This is a genomic window from Terracoccus sp. 273MFTsu3.1 (assembly GCF_000383675.1).
Lineage (GTDB): Bacteria > Actinomycetota > Actinomycetes > Actinomycetales > Dermatophilaceae > Terrabacter.
Window position 1 is genome coordinate 188944 of sequence record NZ_KB911824.1, and the last position, 17190, is coordinate 206133.

The window sequence follows — 17190 nt, forward strand, 5'->3', positions numbered from 1 at the left end:
ACCTCGAACTCTAGTGACGGGCCGTGCGACGACGCAGGGCTGTCCGCCGCGGCCGACGGTCCAGCCCCCGGAAACGGTCGGTCGCGCGAGTGCGTCACGACCTACGCTGGAGGCATGTCCCAGACGATCGACCCCGCCGTCGTCGAGCACGTGACGGCCATGGCGGAGCGCGCCCGCACCGCCTCACGACGGCTCGCCCTCATGTCCCGTGCCGAGAAGGACGCGGCCCTGCTGCTGCTCGCCGACGCCGTCGACGCCGCCGCACCCGCGGTCATCGAGGCCAACGCCGAGGACATCGAGCGCGGTCGAGCCACGGGGATGAACGAGAGCCTGCAGGACCGGCTACGCCTCGACCGGGCCCGCGTCGCCGCCGTCGCCCAGGCCCTGCGTGACGTCGCTGCCCTGCCCGACCCGGTCGGCGAGATCGTCCGAGGCTCGACCCTCGCCAACGGGCTGCAGATCCGCCAGGTGCGCGTCCCGATGGGCGTCATCGGGATGATCTACGAGGCACGCCCCAACGTCACCGTCGACGCCGCCGGCCTCGCTCTCAAGTCCGGCAACGCGGTCCTCCTGCGCGGAGGGTCGGCCGCGGCGAGCAGCAACCACGCCCTCGTCGAGGCGATGCGCGGATCCCTCGCCGACCAGGGTCTCCCGGTCGATGCCGTGACCCTGCTCGAGGAGGGAGGCCGCGACGCGGCTCGGGCCCTCATGACGGCGCGCGGCCACGTCGACCTCGTCATCCCGCGCGGCGGCGCCGACCTCATCGAGACGGTGGTCCGCGAGTCCACGGTCCCCGTCATCGAGACCGGTGTCGGTGTGTGCCACGTCTACGTCGACCGCGGCGCCGACCTCGACAAGGCCCGGGCCATCACGCTCAACGCCAAGACCCACCGCCCGAGCGTCTGCAACGCCGCCGAGTCGCTCCTCGTCCACCGAGACGTCGCCGCCGACTTCCTGCCCAAGGCGCTCACCGACCTCGCCGGGGCCGGCGTGCGACTGCACGTGGCACCCGACGTCACGCCGTACGCCGAGGCGGCCGGGGCGGCATACGCCCTCGCGAGCGAGGCCGACTTCGGGACCGAGTGGCACGGCCTGGAGATGAGCGTGGCCGTCGTCGACGACCTCGACGAGGCGATGGACCGGATCCGTCGATTCGGCACCGGGCACACCGAGGCGATCGTCACGGAGGACCGGGCGGCGGCCCGGCGCTTCACCGCGGAGGTCGACGCGGCGGCGGTCATGGTCAACGCGAGCACCCGTTTCACCGACGGCGGGGAGTTCGGATTCGGCGCCGAGATCGGCATCTCGACGCAGAAGCTGCACGCACGCGGGCCGATGGCCCTGCCCGAGCTGACGACGACGAAGTGGATCGTCGAGGGCGACGGCCACACGCGCTGACGGGTGCCGGCGCGGCCGGCGACGCCGGGTGGCATGATGTCGCACCATGGAAGGCACCGAGGTCCGCAAGCTCGCTGAGCTGGAGGACGACCACTGGTGGTACCGCGAGCGGCGTCACCTCCTGGCCAAGGCCATCTCGGGGCTGGTGCCCGGACGCGCCCTCGACATCGGCGCCGCGGGCGGGGGCAACACCCGTGTCCTGCGCGAGCACGGCTGGGACGCCGTCGCGCTCGAGTACGGCTCGGACGGCGCGGAGGTGGCGCACGGTCGCGGGCTCGCGACGCTGCGCGGCGACGCGACCCGGCTGCCCGTCGCGGACGACTCGCTCGACCTCGTCATGGCCTTCGACCTGCTCGAGCACCTCGACGACGACGACGCCGCGGTGGCCGAGGTGCACCGCGTGCTCAAGCCGACCGGCACCTACCTCGTGGCCGTTCCGGCCGACCCGAGGCTGTGGTCCGAGCACGACGAGGCCGTCGACCACGTGCGCCGCTACACGCGCGAGGGCCTGCTCGACCTGCTCGAGCGCGGTGGCTTCGAGGTCACCGACGTGCGGTCGTGGAACGTGCTGCTGCGTCCGGTCGTGGCGATGCGCCGCCGGACGAGCTCGGGCTCGGACCTCGAGAACCTCCACCCGGTCGTCAACTTCGGGCTGCGCACGATCATCACCGCCGAGCGCTATCTGCCCGTCGGCGGCCTGCCCGGCGTCAGCCTGCTCGTGCGGGCTCAGCCGCGCAGCTGAGTGCGCTCGGGCTCGGGCTTGGGCTCGGGTGCCGGCTGGGCCGCGGGGGCGGCAGTCGGGTCGAGCAGCGTCACGGTGGTGTCGGTCTCCGACTCGTCCGACGTCGTGAGGATGTGCTCCTCGCTCGGCTGGGCCGGCAGGGGCGTGTCGGTCGGACCGTGGGCGCCGGTGTCGGCCGTCATCGAGTCGTAGGCGATGAAGTAGGTCGGGCGGCCCTGCATGTGGCCGTACATCCGGCCGATGTACTCGCCGAGGATGCCGACGCAGACGAGCTGGACGGCGCCGACGCCTGCGACGATGGCGACGGTCGAGGTCCAGCCGGCGACGGTGTGGCCCTGCGACCGGGAGATCAGGGTGTAGAGGACGAGCAGCACGGCGAGGACGGCACCGCCGAAGCCGGCGAACGTCGCGAGCCGCAGCGGCGCCGTCGAGAAGCCGGTCAGCGAGTCGAGCGAGAGCTTGATCATCTTGAGCAGCGGGTACTTCGAGTCCCCGGCCGCGCGCTCCTCGCGCTTGTACTCGACCGTGTCGGACGGGAAGTTGAGGGCCGGCACGATGAAGCGCAGGACGCGGTTGTGCTCGGGGAGGCTGTTGATCGCGTCGACGGTGGCACGCGACATGAGGCGGTAGTCGCCGGCGTCTGCGTGGGCCGAGGTCTGCGACATGAGACCGATGAGCTTGTAGAACGCCTGGGCCGAGGCCCGCTTGAACCACGTGTCGGTCGAGCGGTCGTTGCGCACCCCGTAGACGACGTCGACGCCGTCGTCCTTCGCGGCCGCGAGCATCTGCGGGATGATCTCGGGCGGGTCCTGCAGGTCGGCGTCGATCGTGACGACGTAGTCGCCGAGGGCGCTGACGAGGCCGGCCGAGATCGCGGCCTGGTGCCCGGCGTTGGCGCGCAGGCGCACGACGCGCAGCTGGGACCACTCGCGGTGGTAGCGCTGGAGCAGCGCGGCCGTCAGGTCCTTGCTGCCGTCGTCGACGGCGACGACCTCGTAGGTGGTGCCCATGCCGTCGAGGAGCGGTCGGAGCCGCTCGACGAGGAGGGGGAGCACCTCCTCCTCGTTGTACATCGGGATGACCACGGACAACTCGGGAACCATGGGTTCTAGGGTACGGCCGCGGATGGGCTGTGCCTGTCACCTCGCTGTGCGCGTGCTGTACCCGCACGTCCCCTGCCCGTCCCCTGCACGTCCGCCCCCTCGCCGGTAGCGTGCCGGGCGTGACCTCTGCCGCCGCCGACCGTCCGTCCCGACGAGGTATGCCGCCGGGTGGCCTCGAGCCCGGCACCCCGGTCGCCGGGCGCTTCACGAAGTGGGGCGGTGGCCGCCACTGGGAGTGGGACGGTCGGTATCTCGGGTCCGACGAGCACGGTCACTGGTGGTACGCGCCGGTGGGCACCCGCTGCGTGCGTCCCGGTGTCGAGTTCGTCGAGTCGAGCGGCTGGGTGTCCCTCGTGCCGCACGAGGGGGCATTCGTCGTGGGCTTCTACCCGGCCCACCGCGAGATCAGCGTCTACGTCGACATGACCACCGAACCGGTCTGGCAGCGCCGGGAGGGCGCCGACGACGGACCGGAGTGGGAGGTGACGATGGTGGACCTCGACCTCGACGTCGTGCTGACCCGCGACGGTCACCTCTACGTCGACGACGAGGACGAGTTCGCGCAGCACCAGGTCGAGCTCGACTACCCGGAGGAGGTCGTCGCCCTCGCCGAACGGTGGCGCGACCGCGTCCACACGGCCGTCGCGGCCGGAGACGAGCCGTTCGCGACCGTGGGCCACGCGTGGCTGCAGCGCGCGGAGTCGGGGGAGGGGCGGGTCGGTGACTGAGCGAGCCGACCGGCACACGCCCTCGGTGGGCACGCGCTGCGTCGGCCGGGGCCTGCGGGCGCTAGGCTGGGCGCATGTCTGATCGTGTCCTCGCACTCGTCACCGAGGGGGAGGAAGCCGCCCGCGAGCTTCCCATGCCGGTGATCGCCTACTTCTTCATCACCTTCGCGCTGTTCCTCGTGGCGCTCGCCGTCACGTGGAGCTTCCGCAACACGGCCTACAAGGTGCAGTCCCCGCGCCGGGGTGAGGGCACGCACGGCAGCACGAGCGGATCCGACGGGGCACACCACTGACCATGCGCCTCGGCGTCATGGGCGGGACGTTCGACCCGATCCACCACGGCCACCTCGTGGCCGCCAGTGAGGTCCAGTCGCGCTTCGACCTCGACGAGGTCGTCTTCGTCCCCACGGGCCAGCCGTGGCAGAAGGCGGACCGTCACGTCTCGCCCGCCGAGGACCGCTACCTCATGACCGTCATCGCGACGGCCTCCAACCCGCGCTTCACCGTCAGCAGGGTCGACATCGACCGACCCGGGCCGACGTTCACGATCGACACCCTGCGCGACATCAGGACCGAGCGTCCCGACGACGAGCTGTTCTTCATCACCGGCGCCGACGCCCTGGCCGAGATCCTGTCCTGGAAGGACGCCGAGCACCTCTTCGAGCTGGCCCACTTCATCGGAGTCACCCGTCCCGGCCACGAGCTGTCCGACACGGGCCTGCCCGAGGACCGGGTCACGTTGCAGGAGGTGCCGGCCATGGCGATCAGCTCCACCGACTGCCGGGCACGCGTCGCCGCGGGCGCCCCGGTCTGGTACCTCGTGCCCGACGGGGTCGTCCAGTACATCAACAAGTACCGCCTGTACGCCGCCGACCTGGCGAGCGCAGGCACCGTGCCGAGACACCTGTCGCCGGCACCACCCCGAGGAGATTCGTGACCGCAGCAGACCACTCGATCCAGCTCGCGAAGGTGGCCGCGCTGGCCTCCGAGGAGAAGCTCGCCGAGAAGGTGATGGCCATCGACGTGAGCGAGCAGATGCCGCTCACCGACGTGTTCGTCATCGCCTCCGCACCGTCCGAGCGGCAGGTCGGCGCCATCGTCGACGAGGTCGAGGACCGGCTGCGTGAGCTGGGCAGCAAGCCGATCCGCCGTGAGGGCGAGCGCGAGGGGCGCTGGGTCCTCATCGACTTCGGCGACATCATCGTCCACGTCCAGCACGAGGAGGAGCGCGAGTACTACGCGCTCGAGCGCCTCTGGAAGGACTGCCCCGAGATCGACCTCGCGACCGTGTCGGCCCCGGCCCGTCCGGGTGCCGACGACGAGGTCGACGAGGTCGACGAGGCGTGACCGCAGCCGGGTCCGTGCCGGCCGTCGGGCCGCGCCGCATCGTCATCGTCCGGCACGCCGAGACGGTCGACAACGCGGCCCGCGTCTGGCAGGGCCACAAGGACACCGAGCTGTCCGACCGCGGCCACGAGCAGGTGGAGGCCGCGGCCCCGCACCTGGCCGCCTACGCGCCGGCGCTCATCGTCTCGAGCGACCTGCGGCGTGCGGCCTCGACGGCCGACGCCATCGCGGGGTTGACGGGCCTCGAGGTGCGGCTCGACGCCCGCCTGCGTGAGGTGCACGTCGGCGAGTGGCAGGGCCTGCACGCCGACGAGGTGCGTGAGCGCTACCCGGACGTCATCGCCGCCCTCGACCGGGGGGAGGACACGCCCCGCGGGGTCACGGGGGAGACGCGTGCGCAGGTGGCCGAGCGTGCCGGTGCCGCGGTGCGGGACGTCGCCCGGGAGCTGCTTCCCGGCGAGACCGCCGTCGTCGTGGCCCACGGCGTCTCTGCACGCGTCGCGGCCAGCGCCCTCGTGGGGCTCGACCAGGACGTGTCGGACGCGGTGTTCCGCGGGCTCGACAACTGCCACTGGATCGAGCTCGTCGAGGCCGGCAAGAGCTTCTCCGAGGTGACCCGGTGGCGCATCAGCGGCTGGAACCTCGGGCCCTGGAACGTCTGACCCGAAAGGCCGCCCCCGATTTTGGCTCTCGGCCGGAGACCCGCTATGGTTACGCAGTCGCTTCGACGAGGTGACACCCGCAAGGGGCTGTGGCGCAGCTGGTAGCGCACCTGCATGGCATGCAGGGGGTCAGGGGTTCGAGTCCCCTCAGCTCCACCGAAGGACGAAGGCCGGACACATCGTGTCCGGCCTTCTTCCGTCCCCGGGTGCGTCAGACGCGTGGGCGGGTCGTGACGACGAAGACCGAGTCGGTGCGCCAGTCGGCGACCGCCGCTGACGCGGGGCGCGGCCCCAGGCGCCGCGTCCGGGTGCCGCCCAGCACCCGCTCGAGGTTGGAGCGCAGGGCCGGTGGCTCGTCGGCGCTCCTCGTCGTCCCGGTGGCCGGCACGGCGCTGACGTCGAGCTCCTCCTGCTCGAGCGACCTCGGGTCGAACTCGAGCGTGCTCGTCACGACCATGAGCTGGTCGCGCAGTGACACGGTGCCCGCCTCCCACAGCGCGTCGTCGACCTGGCCGACGAGGTCGACGCTCGTCGTCTCGCCGGGCCCGAGCGCCACGGACCCGGCCGGGAACGCGTCGGTGAAGATGCCGTAGGTCTCGGTGAGGTCGAGGAGCGCCGCCCAGAGGGGGGTGGAGGTGGTGTTCGCGAGACGGACGGTGAAGCGGGGGGCGTCCGTGCCGGCATACGCGATCGGCAGGGTGCCGCCCGCCCCGACCGGCCCGGCGCCCGCGTCCACCTCGACGCGGACGGCGCCGTCGGGCAGGCGGGTGGCGGGGTTGGTGAGGGCGGAGAGGCGCAGCCAGCGTGCCACGCGCTCGAGGGCGAGGATGGTGCGCTCCTCGCGGGCCTCGCCCGCGACGACGGGCACGAGGGGGCGCGTGACGCCGGGACGGGTGATGACGAAGCCCTCGTGGGTGGCCTCGACGAGGAGGTCCGCGGTGCCGTCACCGTCCCCTTCTCCCTCGACGAGGTCGACGAGCGTCTCGTCCGCGGCGTCGGCGGCCGCGCGGAGCGCAGCCGTCCCCGCGGCGTCGCCGACGACCCCGACGCGCAGCGGCGCGAGTGGGATCGACGTGACGACGGCACGGTAGACGTACGCCTCGTCGAGCTCGGGCGTCAGGCGGACGAGGCTGCGGTCGGGCAGGACCCTCGTGACGAGCGCGGTGGCGAGCGGCGACCCGGACGTCTCGCCGGTCAGGGGGTAGACGGCCAGCTCGGTCGTGTCGTCACCGATGGGCTCCGGCACGCCGTGGACGGCGCCCGAGTCGATGGACCAGCCGTCGGGCAGCCGGCTCAGGGTGAGCGGCCTCGGGGTGGCCGGGATCGCGCCGCCGAGGAAGGGTCGGTCGAGCTCGGTCGCGTCGGCCGTCTCGACCTGGGGGTGCTGGTCGCTGACGCGGTTCGTCACGTCGGCGGTCACCATCCGCAGGACGTCGCGGTAGGACGGGCGCCCGTCGCTGCCGAGCAGGGCGGCCTCGAGCGCCGCCGACAGGGCGCCGCGCTGGCGGCCGAGCACGGTGACCTCCTTCGCCTTCTCGGACGACCGGCAGGCCGCGAGCAGGACGTGACGGCCTGCCGGTGTCCAGCGCGCAGCACCCCGGGTGGGTGCACCGGCCGTCGCGTCGCCGAGCCCCACGAACGTCGACGCGGGTCGGGGACGCGGGTCCGGGGGCGCGAGCCGCACCACCTCGTCGGCGTCCCGGGTGCCGTCGCCCGAGTGGCAGCAGTCGAGCACGACGAGCGTGTGGCAGCCCGTCGCCGAGATCGAGTCGAGCAGAGCGGCCAGCTCCTTGTCGGTTAAGTCCCAGCTGCCGGGCGAGCGGCTGTCGACGCACACGAGGGTCTCGTTGCGGTGGTCGGGCTCGATGGACCAGAGCTCCTCGGGAGTCGTCTGCTGCGAACCGTGCCCGCTGTAGTAGAAGAGCGCGACGTCCTGGGCGCTCGCGCGACCGAGGTGCTCGCTGAGCCGGCTGGTGACGGCTGCCCGGGTGGCTTGGCCGTCGGTGAGCACGACGAGGTCGAGGGCGTCCGTGCCGACCCGGTCGCGCAGGACGTCCGCGAAGCCGGTGACGTCGTTGACGCAGCCCGACAGGGGCGGGATCGGCGCCGGGTAGGCGTCGATCCCGACGAGGAGGGCGAGGAGGCGTCCGGCCATCTCAGGAGGCCGCGTCGGCGAGGGTGATCGTCTGCCAGCCGTGCGGGAAGCCCTGCGTCGCGGCAGTGCGGGAGGCATTCGTGCTCTTCATGGTGCGCAGCCTCCACGTGGCCGGGGCGCTCGTCGCGTCGCTGAGGTTGACGTTCATCGAGAAGACGGAGCCACGGACCGGAGCCTTCCTGAGCTGGAGGGACGACCACGGCACGCGGGCCTCGAGGTCGTAGCCGGTCAGCGTGTCGGCACGCCCCACGGTGATCTCGGGGTGGCGCGTACCGGTGGTGAAGGTGCCGCGGCCGGCCGGGTTGATCGAGGCGACGCCGGACGTCGGGGCGTCACGGGACAGGCCCACCATGACGTGGACGTCCTGGCCGCGTCGGGTCGTGGCCGCGGGGTCGAGGTTCCGGGCGTCCGGACCGAACTCGAAGGAGAAGCCGTCGCCGTTGAACCAGGCACCGGGGGTGGCGAGGTTGACGCTGCGGATGTCCGGGTCGACGACGTGCACGCGCAGGTAGAGCGCGCTGCTGTCCCAGACGACCTGCCAGTCGCCGCCGAACTCCGGCTGGGGCGTGCCCACCTGGGCGATGACGTGGGGGATCGGTGCCGTGGGCACGCCGTCCCAGTCGGCGAAGTCACCGTCGATGGCCGGAGTCGTCGTGGCGCACCCGGCGACGAACGTCGTCGTCGGAGCGCTCGCGGCCGCGGGGGCCGGCCCGCACGCGCTCGTGACGTCGGCCGTGGCCCCCTTGAACCACTTCGGGACCTGGGTCGCGCCGAGCCAGAAGAGCCCGAAGAGGACGACGAGTCCGACGAGACTGCGGACGAAGCCGTTGCCCTTGCGGCGCGGGTGCGGGTCCGGCGGTGGGGGAGCGTCCTCACCGCCACGGTCCGGCTGTGGGTCCGGCTGCGGCTCGGGGCGTGTCAGCGGCTCGGTGTCCTGCTGGATCTCCTGCCCGGTGTTCGGCTGGGTGTCCGGTTGGGTGTCCAGCAGTGGAAGCGGCTGGGTCGGCGTCACCGGCTCGCGGCGTGGCCGCGGCGTCGGCCCCTCGTCGGCGGGCGCGGCCTCCGGCCGGACCCGCTCGAGCAGCTGAGTGACGTCCTGGTAGTCGGGATGCTCGGCGGCGATCTGCTCGAGCAGCGGCAGTGCCGTCGCCGGGGCGCGGGCGAGCAGCGCGCCCTTCGCGGCGTCGTAGAGGGACTCGAGCCGGCTCTCGGGCCGCTCGGTCGCGGCGGTGGCGCTCGTCGTGAACGAGAAGGGCTGGTCGGCGCCCGACCGCAGCAGCACCGCGGTGCCCCACTCCGAGGCCTCGTCGGAGACGGCCATCGCCTTGCGCACCTCGCAGATCGCGGCGTCGATGCCCAGTCCGCGGGTGAGGAAGTAGTAGAACTCGTGGCTGAAGACGAGCGCGGCACGGTCGGAGATCTCGGTCTGCATCGCGACGACCGCCGGCAGCCCCTGGCGCACGAGGGCCTGGCCGACGCCGGAGAACGCGTCGCGTCCCGACGTCCGCGCACCCTCGCACGCGTTGAGGACGGCGAGCTGCATGGTCCGGGCGTCGTGGAGCAGCGTCCCGAGCCGCGCGCCGGAGACCCGGTGGGCCGTGCCGTCCTCGCGCTCGAGGACGAGGACGCCCTCCTGGGCCTGTTGGTCGAAGCCGCCGTGGCCGATGAAGTGGAAGACGTGGAAGTCGTCGAGCAGGGCGCGCTGGAGGCCGGTGAGGGTCGCGTCCTCGAGGACCGTGACCGTGAGCCGGCCGCTCGCCACGAGGTCGTTGGTCGTCGCCATGAGCAGCTGCCGCTCGCGGTCCACGGCGAGCTCCGGCATGTCGCTCGGGCTCGAGATCATGACGAGGACGCGCAGGGGCGCATCGACGTGGACCACCGGTGGGCGCTCGAGCGAGTCGAGCAGGCGCACGATCGGCGTCTCCTGCGAGAGCGTGAGGAAGCGACCGAGCCTCGAGTCGTAGAGGTACTCCCACGGCACCGGGTCGAGGTCCGGCACGGCGTCGAGCCGCAGTCGTAGCCGCAGGTCCCGGCCCTGGCTGGTGGCGGTCGTCAGGCTTTCGCGGAAGGCCCGCCCGACATCGCCGGACAGCAGTGCGTCACCGAGCCGGCGGCCGTACTCCTTGACGTCGACGACGCGCGCCTCGGCCGGCACGAGGCGTCTCGAGGACACCCGCGGTGGTCCCACCGCGATCATGAACTGGGCGAGGTCCGTGGCGGCGAACGGCAGGGTGAAGGGGGCCGACGCCTCGCCCGCGGGCGAGGCGAGGACGTGAGCGGCATACCCCTGGCCCTCACGGGTGACGGCGACGTCGAAGTCGAGATAGTCACGGCTCATGGCGATCCTCTGTTCGCAGGAGCGCGCCTGCACTCGACAGTACGCCGGGCGGGTGGTCCTGATACGTCGTTTCGACCCGGACGCGCCCCTTCGGTAGAATCGTCGGTGAGCGCGCGAGCCGCGCTCGCGGACGAGGGAGCCGTACCCGCACAGCGACAAGACGGCCAGATCGGAACGCCGTGCACTGGCTCGTCCTCATCCTGTCCGGCGCGCTGGAGGCCGTCTGGGCCACCGCGCTCGCCGCGTCCGGCGGTTTCCGCCGTCCGCGGCCGACCGCCCTCTTCGCCGTCTCCCTCGTGCTCAGCATGGTCGGCCTCGCGTGGGCCATGACCTCCCTGCCCACCGGCACGGCGTATGCCGTGTGGGTCGGGATCGGCGCCGTCGGCACCGTCCTGCTCGCGGTCGCCCGCGGCGAGGAGCGCCTCGGCGGCGCCCGGTCCGCGCTGCTGGTCGTGCTCGTCGCGTGCGTCGCCGGCCTCAAGGCGGTGGCGTGATGCCGTGGGTCGTCCTGCTCGTCAGCGCCGTGCTCGAGGCGGTGTGGGCCTCGGCGCTCGCCGCGTCCGAGGGACTCTCACGCCCCGTCCCGGCCCTCGTCTTCCTCGTGGCGGGCGCGCTCAGCATGGTCGGGCTCGCGCACGCCGTGCGCACCATCCCCATCGGGACGGCGTATGCCGTGTGGACGGGTCTCGGGGCCGCGCTCACCGTGACGTGGGCGATGACGACGGGCGGTGAGGCGTTCTCCGCCGTCAAGGTCGTCCTGCTCGCCGGGATCGTCGCTGCCGTCGTCGGACTCAAGCTCGTCGGGCACGAGCCTGCCGAGACCCCGGGCACGGATGACGCTCCCGCGGGCTGAGACGCATCGCGTCGTTCACCCGGATATGCGGTGTTTCGGCGGTCGGTGTCGGCCCCGGCGGTGATGATGGGCGGGTCGCCCCGGCAGCGGGCCGGGGCACGACACGAAGGAGCTCTCACGTGCGCAGGACCACGACCAGGACGATCGCTCTCGTCACGTCGCTGGCCATCTCGGGGGCCACCGGGGCGGCGGCCGCCACGGCGGCGCCGGCTGCCCAGACCCAGAGCCGGAGCGTCACGGCGTCCGTCGCCACCGACGGTCAGACCTACGACTACGTCTCGGGGACGACGACCGACCCGAGGGCGTCCGCGCTGCTCGCGGCGGCACGGGCGCACCTGCCCGCCGACTGGCGGGCCCGCGAGGCGAGCGCCCTCGAGAGGTTCGGCGTCGAGCCGTCCGCGGCCCAGGAGGCCCTGGGGCGCGCCATCGACCCGACGCAGTACCAGTGCGCGCCGACCCGGCTCGACGCGTACGTCGACGGGCTCGTCGCCCGCATCGACCCGTCGAGCCTGTTCGTGCTCTCGCTGCTCGGCGGCCTCGACTTCCCGACCTACGACGCCCTGCTCTTCGGGTCGACGGGCGACCCGGCCTATGCCCTGACCAAGGACTCGCGCAACGAGCTGACGAGCTCGTTCCGGGCGGCCCAGAAGTTCTGGGACACCGACGGCACGGACATCCAGCTCATGGCGATGCACGGCGACGTCATGCGTGACCCCGCCCGGCTCGCCCGCCTGATCGGCGTGCTCTACGGCGTCTCCGACGCCGACGCGGCCGAGCTCGCAGCGATCGTCGTCGACGTCGTCACGTCCGACCCCGGCCTCGCCGGCGGGGCCAGTCCGATCTTCACCCTCAACGCCTTCGCGTTCAGCGGGGCGGGCGACCCCGACCCGGTCATCTCCTCGCTGCCGGACAAGCTCATCTTCGGCGACGGGATGCTCGACGCGCTCGACGCCATCGGCGTGGGCGACGTCGGGCCGCGCGCCGTCCTCGGCCACGAGTACGGCCATCACGTGCAGTACGACAAGAACCTCTTCGCCTCGCCGCTCACCGGTCCCGAGGCGACCCGGCGCACCGAGCTGATGGCCGACGCCTTCGGGACGTACTTCGTCACGCACAAGCGGGGCCTCGCCCTCAACACCAGGCGCGTCCTCGAGGCCGAGCAGTCCTTCTACCAGGTCGGTGACTGCGCCTTCACGAGCGCCGGGCACCACGGCACTCCGGACCAGCGGCTGCGGGCCTCGTCGTGGGGCGCGTCGGTGGCGGCCGATGCGCAGAAGCAGGGGCAGGTCCTGCCGTCGCTCACCCTCGACTCCCGGTTCGAGGCGGTCCTGCCGCAGTTCGTCGCGCCCGACGCCTGAGCAGGGCCACCGGGGCGGTCCGCGTCCGGGCGACGCGGACCGCCCCGAACCCGGCGAGCCGGGTCACCCCGGGCGCTAGGGTCGCGCCCATGGGTACCTGGTGGCTCGAGGCCGTCGGCTGGATCGGGTCGGCGATCCTCGTCTGGTCGCTGCTGCAGACGCAGCTGCGCCGGCTGAGGATCATCAACCTCGTCGGTTGCGTCGTCCTCATCGCCTACAACGCGGTCAACCACGTCTGGCCGATGGTCGGGCTCAACGTCGTGCTCGCCGGCATCAACATCTACTACCTGGCGCAGATGTCGCGTGAGAAGCACGACGCCGCCGTCTACGAGGTGCTCGAGGTCGCGGGCGACGACACCTACCTTCGGCACGTGCTGCGGGTGCACGAGGGTGACATCCGGCGCTACAACCCGGCGTTCGTGCACGACCCGTTCGCGGGGGACCCGTCCTACCTCGTGCTGCGCGGTGACGAGGCGGTCGGGGTGGTCCTCATGCGCGACGCCGGCCAGCACACGGCCCAGCTGCTGCTCGACTGGGTGACGCCGCGCCACCGCGACGTGACGCCGGGGGAGTTCGTCTTCGGCCCGGAGGGCCCGTTCCGCCGGCGCGGGTTCCGACGGGTGCTGACACCCCCGGACATGGTCGAGCCGTACTACGAGAGCCTCGGCTTCCATCGCGACGGCGACGCCTACGTGCTCTGACCGCGCGTCGCCCGGAGGAGGACGTCTGCGACCGTGACGTCCCGCACGCCCGCCGGCCGGCCCCTCTGGCCCGGCCTACGCTGGAAGCAGGGAGCTGCGCGGAGTTCCTGCGCGGCGGCCCGCGAAGGAGCGGTGACGACCATGACCGCGAACCAGCTTCCGGTCGACCCCCACCACGATGCGCCCGACCCGACGGTCGACCGCGCTGTCACGGAGGTCGATCTGCGCGGCAGAGCGCTCGGCAGGCTCAAGAAGAAGGCCGACTTCCGCGTCCACCTGCTCATCTACGTGCTCGTCAACGGGATGCTCGTCCTGATCTGGGCCATGACCGGGGCCGGCTTCTTCTGGCCGATCTTCCCGATCGCCGGCTGGGGCATCGGCGTCGTGGCGAACGCCGTCGACGCCTACGTCGTCGATGCGCCGACCGAGGAGCAGATCGAGACCGAGATGGAGCGTCTGCGGCGTCGGTGACGCCAGGTCAGGGTCGCCGGGACACCTCGGGCGCGGCACCGCGGCGCCTCGCGTCGGTGCCGGGGTTCCGCGGGTCGGTGCCCGTTGGCCCGGCGCTCGTTCGCTCCGGGCCCGTTCGCTCCAGGCCCGTTCGCTTCGGGCCCGTTCGCTCGGGGCTCGCGGGCTCGGCGCGACCGGCCAGCGCGATGCAGCCGCCAAGTGTGGCGACGAAGGCCAGCGCGGCCGCCGGACCATGCCCGGGCGCGACCCGGTCGCCGAGCAGGAGCACCCCGATGACGGCAGGGACGACCGTCTCGGTGGCGAAGGTCAGGGCCGCGACGGTCGTCACCCGGCCGCGGGCCAGGGCCAGGCCGTAGGCGACGGTCGCCAGCACGGCGTGGGCGACGAGGGCCCAGGCGACGCCGTCCGTGGCGAGGCCCCACACGGGTGACGGCACCTCGAGCAGACGGGCCGCCACGCCGACGCCCCCGAAGCCGAGGCCCGCGCCGACGCTGAGGACGACGGCTCCGCGCGGGCGGTCGTGGTCGACGGTCCCGACGACGAGCAGCAGGGCGACGACCGCCGCCGCAGCGAGGAGCCACCACGTCGCCCCCGGCCGCGGGTGCCCGGCCGGTCCGGTCGACGCGGTCAGGGCGAGGCCGGTGAGCCCGGCGACGATGACGAGCAGCGCGACGACCTCCGCCCTCCCCAGACGGACGCGGAGCACGACGACCGAGAGCACCGCGGTGACGGCGACCGACGAGGCGACCGCGGACTCGACGAGGAAGAGCGGCAGCGTGCGCAAGGCCGCCACGGATGCGAGGAAACCGACCCCGTCGAGGGCGAGGCCCACGGCATACGGCCAGCCGGTCCGCACCCGGTCCGGCAGGGAGGTGCCGGGCGGCAGCGCGGAGACACGGCGTACGCCCACGGCCTGGAGCACGGTGGCCGCGCCGTATGCGAGCGCTGCGAGGAGCGCACCGAGCAGTCCGAGCGTCACGCGGTCATCGTGGCAACCGCGGCTGGGAGGTGGCTGCGGGTCAGAGGACCCGCTGGCACTTGCTCATGAAGCGGTCCGGGTCGACGACGGCACGGTGGAACTCGCCCTTGGCGATCTCCTCGCCGTCGGAGTCCTTGACCGTCACGTGGCAGACGAGGCGGCGTCCGTCGTTGATCGGCTCGGCGCACAGCACGGTGATCTCGGAGCCGACCGCGCTGCCCTTCACGTGTTCGAGCCTCACCATGGTGCCGACGGTGGTGTGGTCGGCGTCGATGTTCTGCTTGCAGACCTGGAACGCGGCGTTCTCGCACCACGTGATCAGACGCGGGGTCGCGAGGACGTCGAGGTCACCGCTGCCGACCCGGGAGGACGTGTCGTCGGCGGTCACCGTGTGCTGGAACTTGCGCATGGGCATTGGACGAGTCTGGCAGAGAACTGGACGTACGCCGATTCGTCTCGACAGGTGGTGGACGTCCGCAGCGTGTCTGCGCGGCGAACCTGAGCCGCGGCTGGGAATGTGGGCCTGTGACCACCCATCTGTGGGTTACCAGCGTGGCGCTCGGGGTGACGGCGCTCATCAACTGGGGCTCCGTCCTGCGCGGCGACCACCTCGTCGAGCGCATCACCAAGCCGCTCGTCGTGCTGCTCCTCATGGGGCTGGCGTGGTCGCTCTACTGGGAAGGGCGGGTGCCGGGCTCACCGCCGCTACTGACGGTCATCGTGGCGCTCGCGTTCTGCCTCGTCGGCGACGTCGCGCTGCTGCACGCGACGGAGACCCGCTTCCTCGTCGGCCTGGGGGCCTTCCTCGTGGCCCACCTGGCCTACGTCTGGGCGATCCTCGAGACGGTGCGGGCCGAGGGCTTCCCGTGGCCGCTCCTCGTGGCCGTGCCCTTCCTGGCCGTGCTCCACGCGAAGGCCGGTCGGGACATCGTGCGCCACTCCGGGCCGCAGAAGGGACCGGTGTTCGTCTACCAGCTCGTCCTCTTCGTGCTCGTGCTCGTGGCGGCGGGCACGGGCGACTGGCTGCTGCTCCTCGGGTGTCTCGTCTTCGTCGTCTCCGACACCGTGCTCGGTCACGACCGCTTCGTCCACGAGCGACGCTGGGCACCGCTCACGGTCATCGTCACCTACCACGTCGCCCAGACCCTCATCGTCGTAGCCCTCTACCGCTGACCCACCCACGCCCCCCGCGCCCCGCCCCAGATGGGCCCCACCCCCCACCTGTCGAGTGGCCTCGTCGTCACACGGAGCAGACGGCGTATGCCGTCGAGTGGCCTCGTCGTCACATGGTTTCCACACCCTTTGGCGTGCAACCGGACTTGTGCACAGGCCGTGACGACGCCTTCGAATGCGGCGTCGGTCCGACGCATGGTGTGGGCGTGATGGATCGAGTGCGAGCCGTGGACTCAGTGGTCGATGAGGCGGCTGTGGCTGCACGGCAAGCCCTGCTCATCCGGTGTCGAGCCACCCTCTCCGCTCTTCCTGCCGCGAGCGCCTTCTCCCACCTGACCGCCGCCCGACTCCTCGGTCTTCCGATGTCGTATGCGATGGAGGAGGACGGCCGGCTGCATGTGATGCGCCCGATCACCAACAACAGGGTGCGGCTCCCCGGGGTCGTCGGGCACCGCGCGCTGCACACCCGCCGAGTCATCGACATCGATGGCCTCCCTGTGGTCGATATCGCCGACACGTGGGTCGACCTGGGTGAGCTGGTCGGCCGGGGCAAACCGGTCGGTCTGGACGATCTGGTGGTGCTCGGAGATGCGTGCGCCACGCAGCTCGGATCCCGTGTCCCCCTCCTCCGGGCGTGTCTCGCTCGCACCCGGCCACGTGGCAAGCGCACGCTGGTCGAGGCATACGACGAGATCCGGGTCGGTTCGGCCTCTGCACGAGAGTCGCTGGCGAGGCTGGTGCTCACGAGAGGCGGTCTGCCGGAGCCGAAGCTCAACGAGCCGATCTACGCCTCGTGGGATCCCACGGTGCTGCTCGGCGTCGGCGACCTCGTGTGGCGCCTGCGGCTGCCGGATGGAGAGGAGGTCAAGGTCGTCGGCGAGTACCAGGGCGAGCTCTACCACTCCGGCGACGAGCAGCGGGTCGCCGATGCCTACCGGCGCGCCGGACTGGAGGCTGACGGCTGGGACGTGCAGGAGATGTGGAACTGCGACCTGAACGGGTCGTCGTCGCGGCGTGCGACGTTGCACCGTTTCGCGGATGCCTTGCACCTGCCGCACGACGCGCTCAGGCCGGCGGACGTCGATGCCCGCTTCTTCTCGAGCCACGCCATCGATGAGGCCATACAGCGGGAGATGAGGCGCTCGGCACTGACCTGATGCGTCCACGTCTGCGATCACCGGG

19 protein-coding genes, 1 tRNA gene and 1 riboswitch are annotated in these 17190 nt (G+C 72.3%); of the genes, 15 read left to right on the top strand and 5 right to left on the bottom strand.

Annotation, left to right across the window (positions count from 1 at the left end; genetic code table 11):
* Positions 1 to 114: 114 nt before the first annotated feature.
* Both H283_RS0116025 and H283_RS0116030 read left to right on the top strand, forming a co-directional pair.
* Positions 115 to 1398: a glutamate-5-semialdehyde dehydrogenase gene (locus tag H283_RS0116025; protein WP_020144542.1), complete on the top strand. Its 1284-nt coding sequence runs from the start codon at positions 115 to 117 to the stop codon at positions 1396 to 1398.
* A 46-nt stretch (positions 1399 to 1444) separates the two neighbouring features.
* Positions 1445 to 2140 carry a class I SAM-dependent methyltransferase gene (locus H283_RS0116030; RefSeq protein ID WP_020144543.1) on the top strand — a complete coding sequence of 232 codons (696 nt, stop codon included), beginning with the start codon at positions 1445 to 1447 and terminating at the stop codon, positions 2138 to 2140.
* Here H283_RS0116030 and H283_RS0116035 read toward each other — a convergent pair.
* Complete coding sequence (locus H283_RS0116035; RefSeq protein ID WP_043649767.1) at positions 2125 to 3243, bottom strand: glycosyltransferase family 2 protein; 1119 nt, start codon at positions 3241 to 3243, stop codon at positions 2125 to 2127. The two genes, H283_RS0116030 and H283_RS0116035, sit on opposite strands and share 16 nt — an antisense overlap.
* Before the next feature lie 119 nt (positions 3244 to 3362).
* On the opposite strand from H283_RS0116035, the gene H283_RS25410 reads away from it, so the two are divergent.
* The 6 genes from H283_RS25410 (at position 3363) to H283_RS0116065 (ending at position 6136) form a co-directional block, all read left to right on the top strand.
* Positions 3363 to 3971, top strand: a complete 609-nt coding sequence (locus H283_RS25410) for a DUF402 domain-containing protein (RefSeq protein WP_156023240.1) — start codon at positions 3363 to 3365, stop codon at positions 3969 to 3971.
* A 74-nt stretch (positions 3972 to 4045) separates the two neighbouring features.
* Entirely contained in the window at positions 4046 to 4264 is a 219-nt protein-coding gene (locus H283_RS27820) for a hypothetical protein (protein ID WP_156023241.1), read from the top strand.
* 2 nt (positions 4265 to 4266) lie between these two features.
* Positions 4267 to 4908, top strand: a complete 642-nt coding sequence (gene nadD / locus H283_RS0116050; RefSeq protein ID WP_020144547.1) for a nicotinate-nucleotide adenylyltransferase — start codon at positions 4267 to 4269, stop codon at positions 4906 to 4908.
* Positions 4905 to 5318, top strand: coding sequence for a ribosome silencing factor (gene rsfS, locus H283_RS0116055; protein WP_020144548.1), 414 nt, complete (start codon positions 4905 to 4907; stop codon positions 5316 to 5318). The genes nadD and rsfS overlap by 4 nt, the downstream gene beginning before the upstream one ends.
* Positions 5315 to 5980: a histidine phosphatase family protein gene (locus tag H283_RS0116060; RefSeq protein ID WP_020144549.1), complete on the top strand. Its 666-nt coding sequence runs from the start codon at positions 5315 to 5317 to the stop codon at positions 5978 to 5980. The genes rsfS and H283_RS0116060 overlap by 4 nt, the downstream gene beginning before the upstream one ends.
* Positions 5981 to 6063: 83 nt before the next feature.
* A tRNA-Ala gene (locus H283_RS0116065) sits at positions 6064 to 6136 on the top strand.
* 55 nt (positions 6137 to 6191) lie between these two features.
* On the opposite strand, the gene H283_RS0116070 is transcribed toward H283_RS0116065, so the two are convergent.
* Positions 6192 to 8135 (bottom strand): caspase family protein, encoded by a 1944-nt coding sequence (locus H283_RS0116070; protein ID WP_020144550.1) that lies wholly within the window; start codon positions 8133 to 8135, stop codon positions 6192 to 6194.
* A 1-nt stretch (position 8136) separates the two neighbouring features.
* Positions 8137 to 10473 carry a CHAT domain-containing protein gene (locus H283_RS0116075; RefSeq protein WP_020144551.1) on the bottom strand — a complete coding sequence of 779 codons (2337 nt, stop codon included), beginning with the start codon at positions 10471 to 10473 and terminating at the stop codon, positions 8137 to 8139.
* Positions 10474 to 10577: 104 nt separating this feature from the next.
* Positions 10578 to 10643: riboswitch (guanidine-III (ykkC-III) riboswitch) on the top strand.
* Positions 10644 to 10652: 9 nt separating this feature from the next.
* Here H283_RS0116075 and H283_RS0116080 point away from each other — a divergent pair.
* From H283_RS0116080 to H283_RS0116100, 5 genes are all read left to right on the top strand, one after another.
* A complete protein-coding gene (locus H283_RS0116080) occupies positions 10653 to 10967 on the top strand; it encodes a multidrug efflux SMR transporter (RefSeq protein WP_020144552.1) in 315 nt (104 codons plus the stop codon).
* On the top strand, positions 10967 to 11326 hold the full coding sequence (locus H283_RS0116085) for a multidrug efflux SMR transporter (protein WP_020144553.1): 360 nt from the start codon (positions 10967 to 10969) through the stop codon (positions 11324 to 11326). Before H283_RS0116080 ends, H283_RS0116085 begins: the two co-directional genes overlap by 1 nt.
* A 119-nt stretch (positions 11327 to 11445) precedes the next feature.
* Positions 11446 to 12684: a hypothetical protein gene (locus H283_RS0116090; protein ID WP_020144554.1), complete on the top strand. Its 1239-nt coding sequence runs from the start codon at positions 11446 to 11448 to the stop codon at positions 12682 to 12684.
* A gap of 89 nt (positions 12685 to 12773) precedes the next feature.
* Positions 12774 to 13385, top strand: coding sequence for a YgjV family protein (locus H283_RS0116095; protein ID WP_020144555.1), 612 nt, complete (start codon positions 12774 to 12776; stop codon positions 13383 to 13385).
* A 141-nt stretch (positions 13386 to 13526) separates the two neighbouring features.
* Entirely contained in the window at positions 13527 to 13856 is a 330-nt protein-coding gene (locus tag H283_RS0116100) for a 2TM domain-containing protein (RefSeq protein ID WP_156023242.1), read from the top strand.
* A gap of 7 nt (positions 13857 to 13863) precedes the next feature.
* Here H283_RS0116100 and H283_RS25415 read toward each other — a convergent pair whose 3' ends face one another.
* The gene (locus tag H283_RS25415) at positions 13864 to 14835 is read right to left on the bottom strand and encodes a hypothetical protein (protein ID WP_020144557.1); all 972 of its coding nucleotides are present in this window, start codon (positions 14833 to 14835) and stop codon (positions 13864 to 13866) included.
* 40 nt (positions 14836 to 14875) lie between these two features.
* The gene (locus H283_RS0116110; RefSeq protein WP_020144558.1) at positions 14876 to 15250 is read right to left on the bottom strand and encodes a thioesterase family protein; all 375 of its coding nucleotides are present in this window, start codon (positions 15248 to 15250) and stop codon (positions 14876 to 14878) included.
* A 110-nt stretch (positions 15251 to 15360) separates the two neighbouring features.
* Here H283_RS0116110 and H283_RS0116115 point away from each other — a divergent pair, with 110 nt between their 5' ends.
* Positions 15361 to 16008: a lysoplasmalogenase gene (locus H283_RS0116115; RefSeq protein WP_156023243.1), complete on the top strand. Its 648-nt coding sequence runs from the start codon at positions 15361 to 15363 to the stop codon at positions 16006 to 16008.
* A 227-nt stretch (positions 16009 to 16235) separates the two neighbouring features.
* The gene (locus H283_RS0116120; protein WP_156023244.1) at positions 16236 to 17165 is read left to right on the top strand and encodes a hypothetical protein; all 930 of its coding nucleotides are present in this window, start codon (positions 16236 to 16238) and stop codon (positions 17163 to 17165) included.
* Positions 17166 to 17190: the final 25 nt, after the last annotated feature.

What these genes read in the sequence shown, in the direction of transcription:
- H283_RS0116025 (WP_020144542.1), top strand. Translation starts at nt 115, where the DNA reads ATGTCCCAGACGATCGACCCCGCCGTCGTCGAGCACGTGACGGCCATG.
- H283_RS0116030 (WP_020144543.1), top strand. Translation starts at nt 1,445, where the DNA reads ATGGAAGGCACCGAGGTCCGCAAGCTCGCTGAGCTGGAGGACGACCAC.
- H283_RS0116035 (WP_043649767.1), bottom strand. Translation starts at nt 3,243, where the DNA reads ATGGTTCCCGAGTTGTCCGTGGTCATCCCGATGTACAACGAGGAGGAG.
- H283_RS27820 (WP_156023241.1), top strand. Translation starts at nt 4,046, where the DNA reads ATGTCTGATCGTGTCCTCGCACTCGTCACCGAGGGGGAGGAAGCCGCC.
- nadD (WP_020144547.1), top strand. Translation starts at nt 4,267, where the DNA reads ATGCGCCTCGGCGTCATGGGCGGGACGTTCGACCCGATCCACCACGGC.
- H283_RS0116070 (WP_020144550.1), bottom strand. Translation starts at nt 8,135, where the DNA reads ATGGCCGGACGCCTCCTCGCCCTCCTCGTCGGGATCGACGCCTACCCG.
- H283_RS0116075 (WP_020144551.1), bottom strand. Translation starts at nt 10,473, where the DNA reads ATGAGCCGTGACTATCTCGACTTCGACGTCGCCGTCACCCGTGAGGGC.
- H283_RS0116085 (WP_020144553.1), top strand. Translation starts at nt 10,967, where the DNA reads ATGCCGTGGGTCGTCCTGCTCGTCAGCGCCGTGCTCGAGGCGGTGTGG.
- H283_RS0116095 (WP_020144555.1), top strand. Translation starts at nt 12,774, where the DNA reads ATGGGTACCTGGTGGCTCGAGGCCGTCGGCTGGATCGGGTCGGCGATC.
- H283_RS0116100 (WP_156023242.1), top strand. Translation starts at nt 13,527, where the DNA reads ATGACCGCGAACCAGCTTCCGGTCGACCCCCACCACGATGCGCCCGAC.
- H283_RS0116110 (WP_020144558.1), bottom strand. Translation starts at nt 15,250, where the DNA reads ATGCCCATGCGCAAGTTCCAGCACACGGTGACCGCCGACGACACGTCC.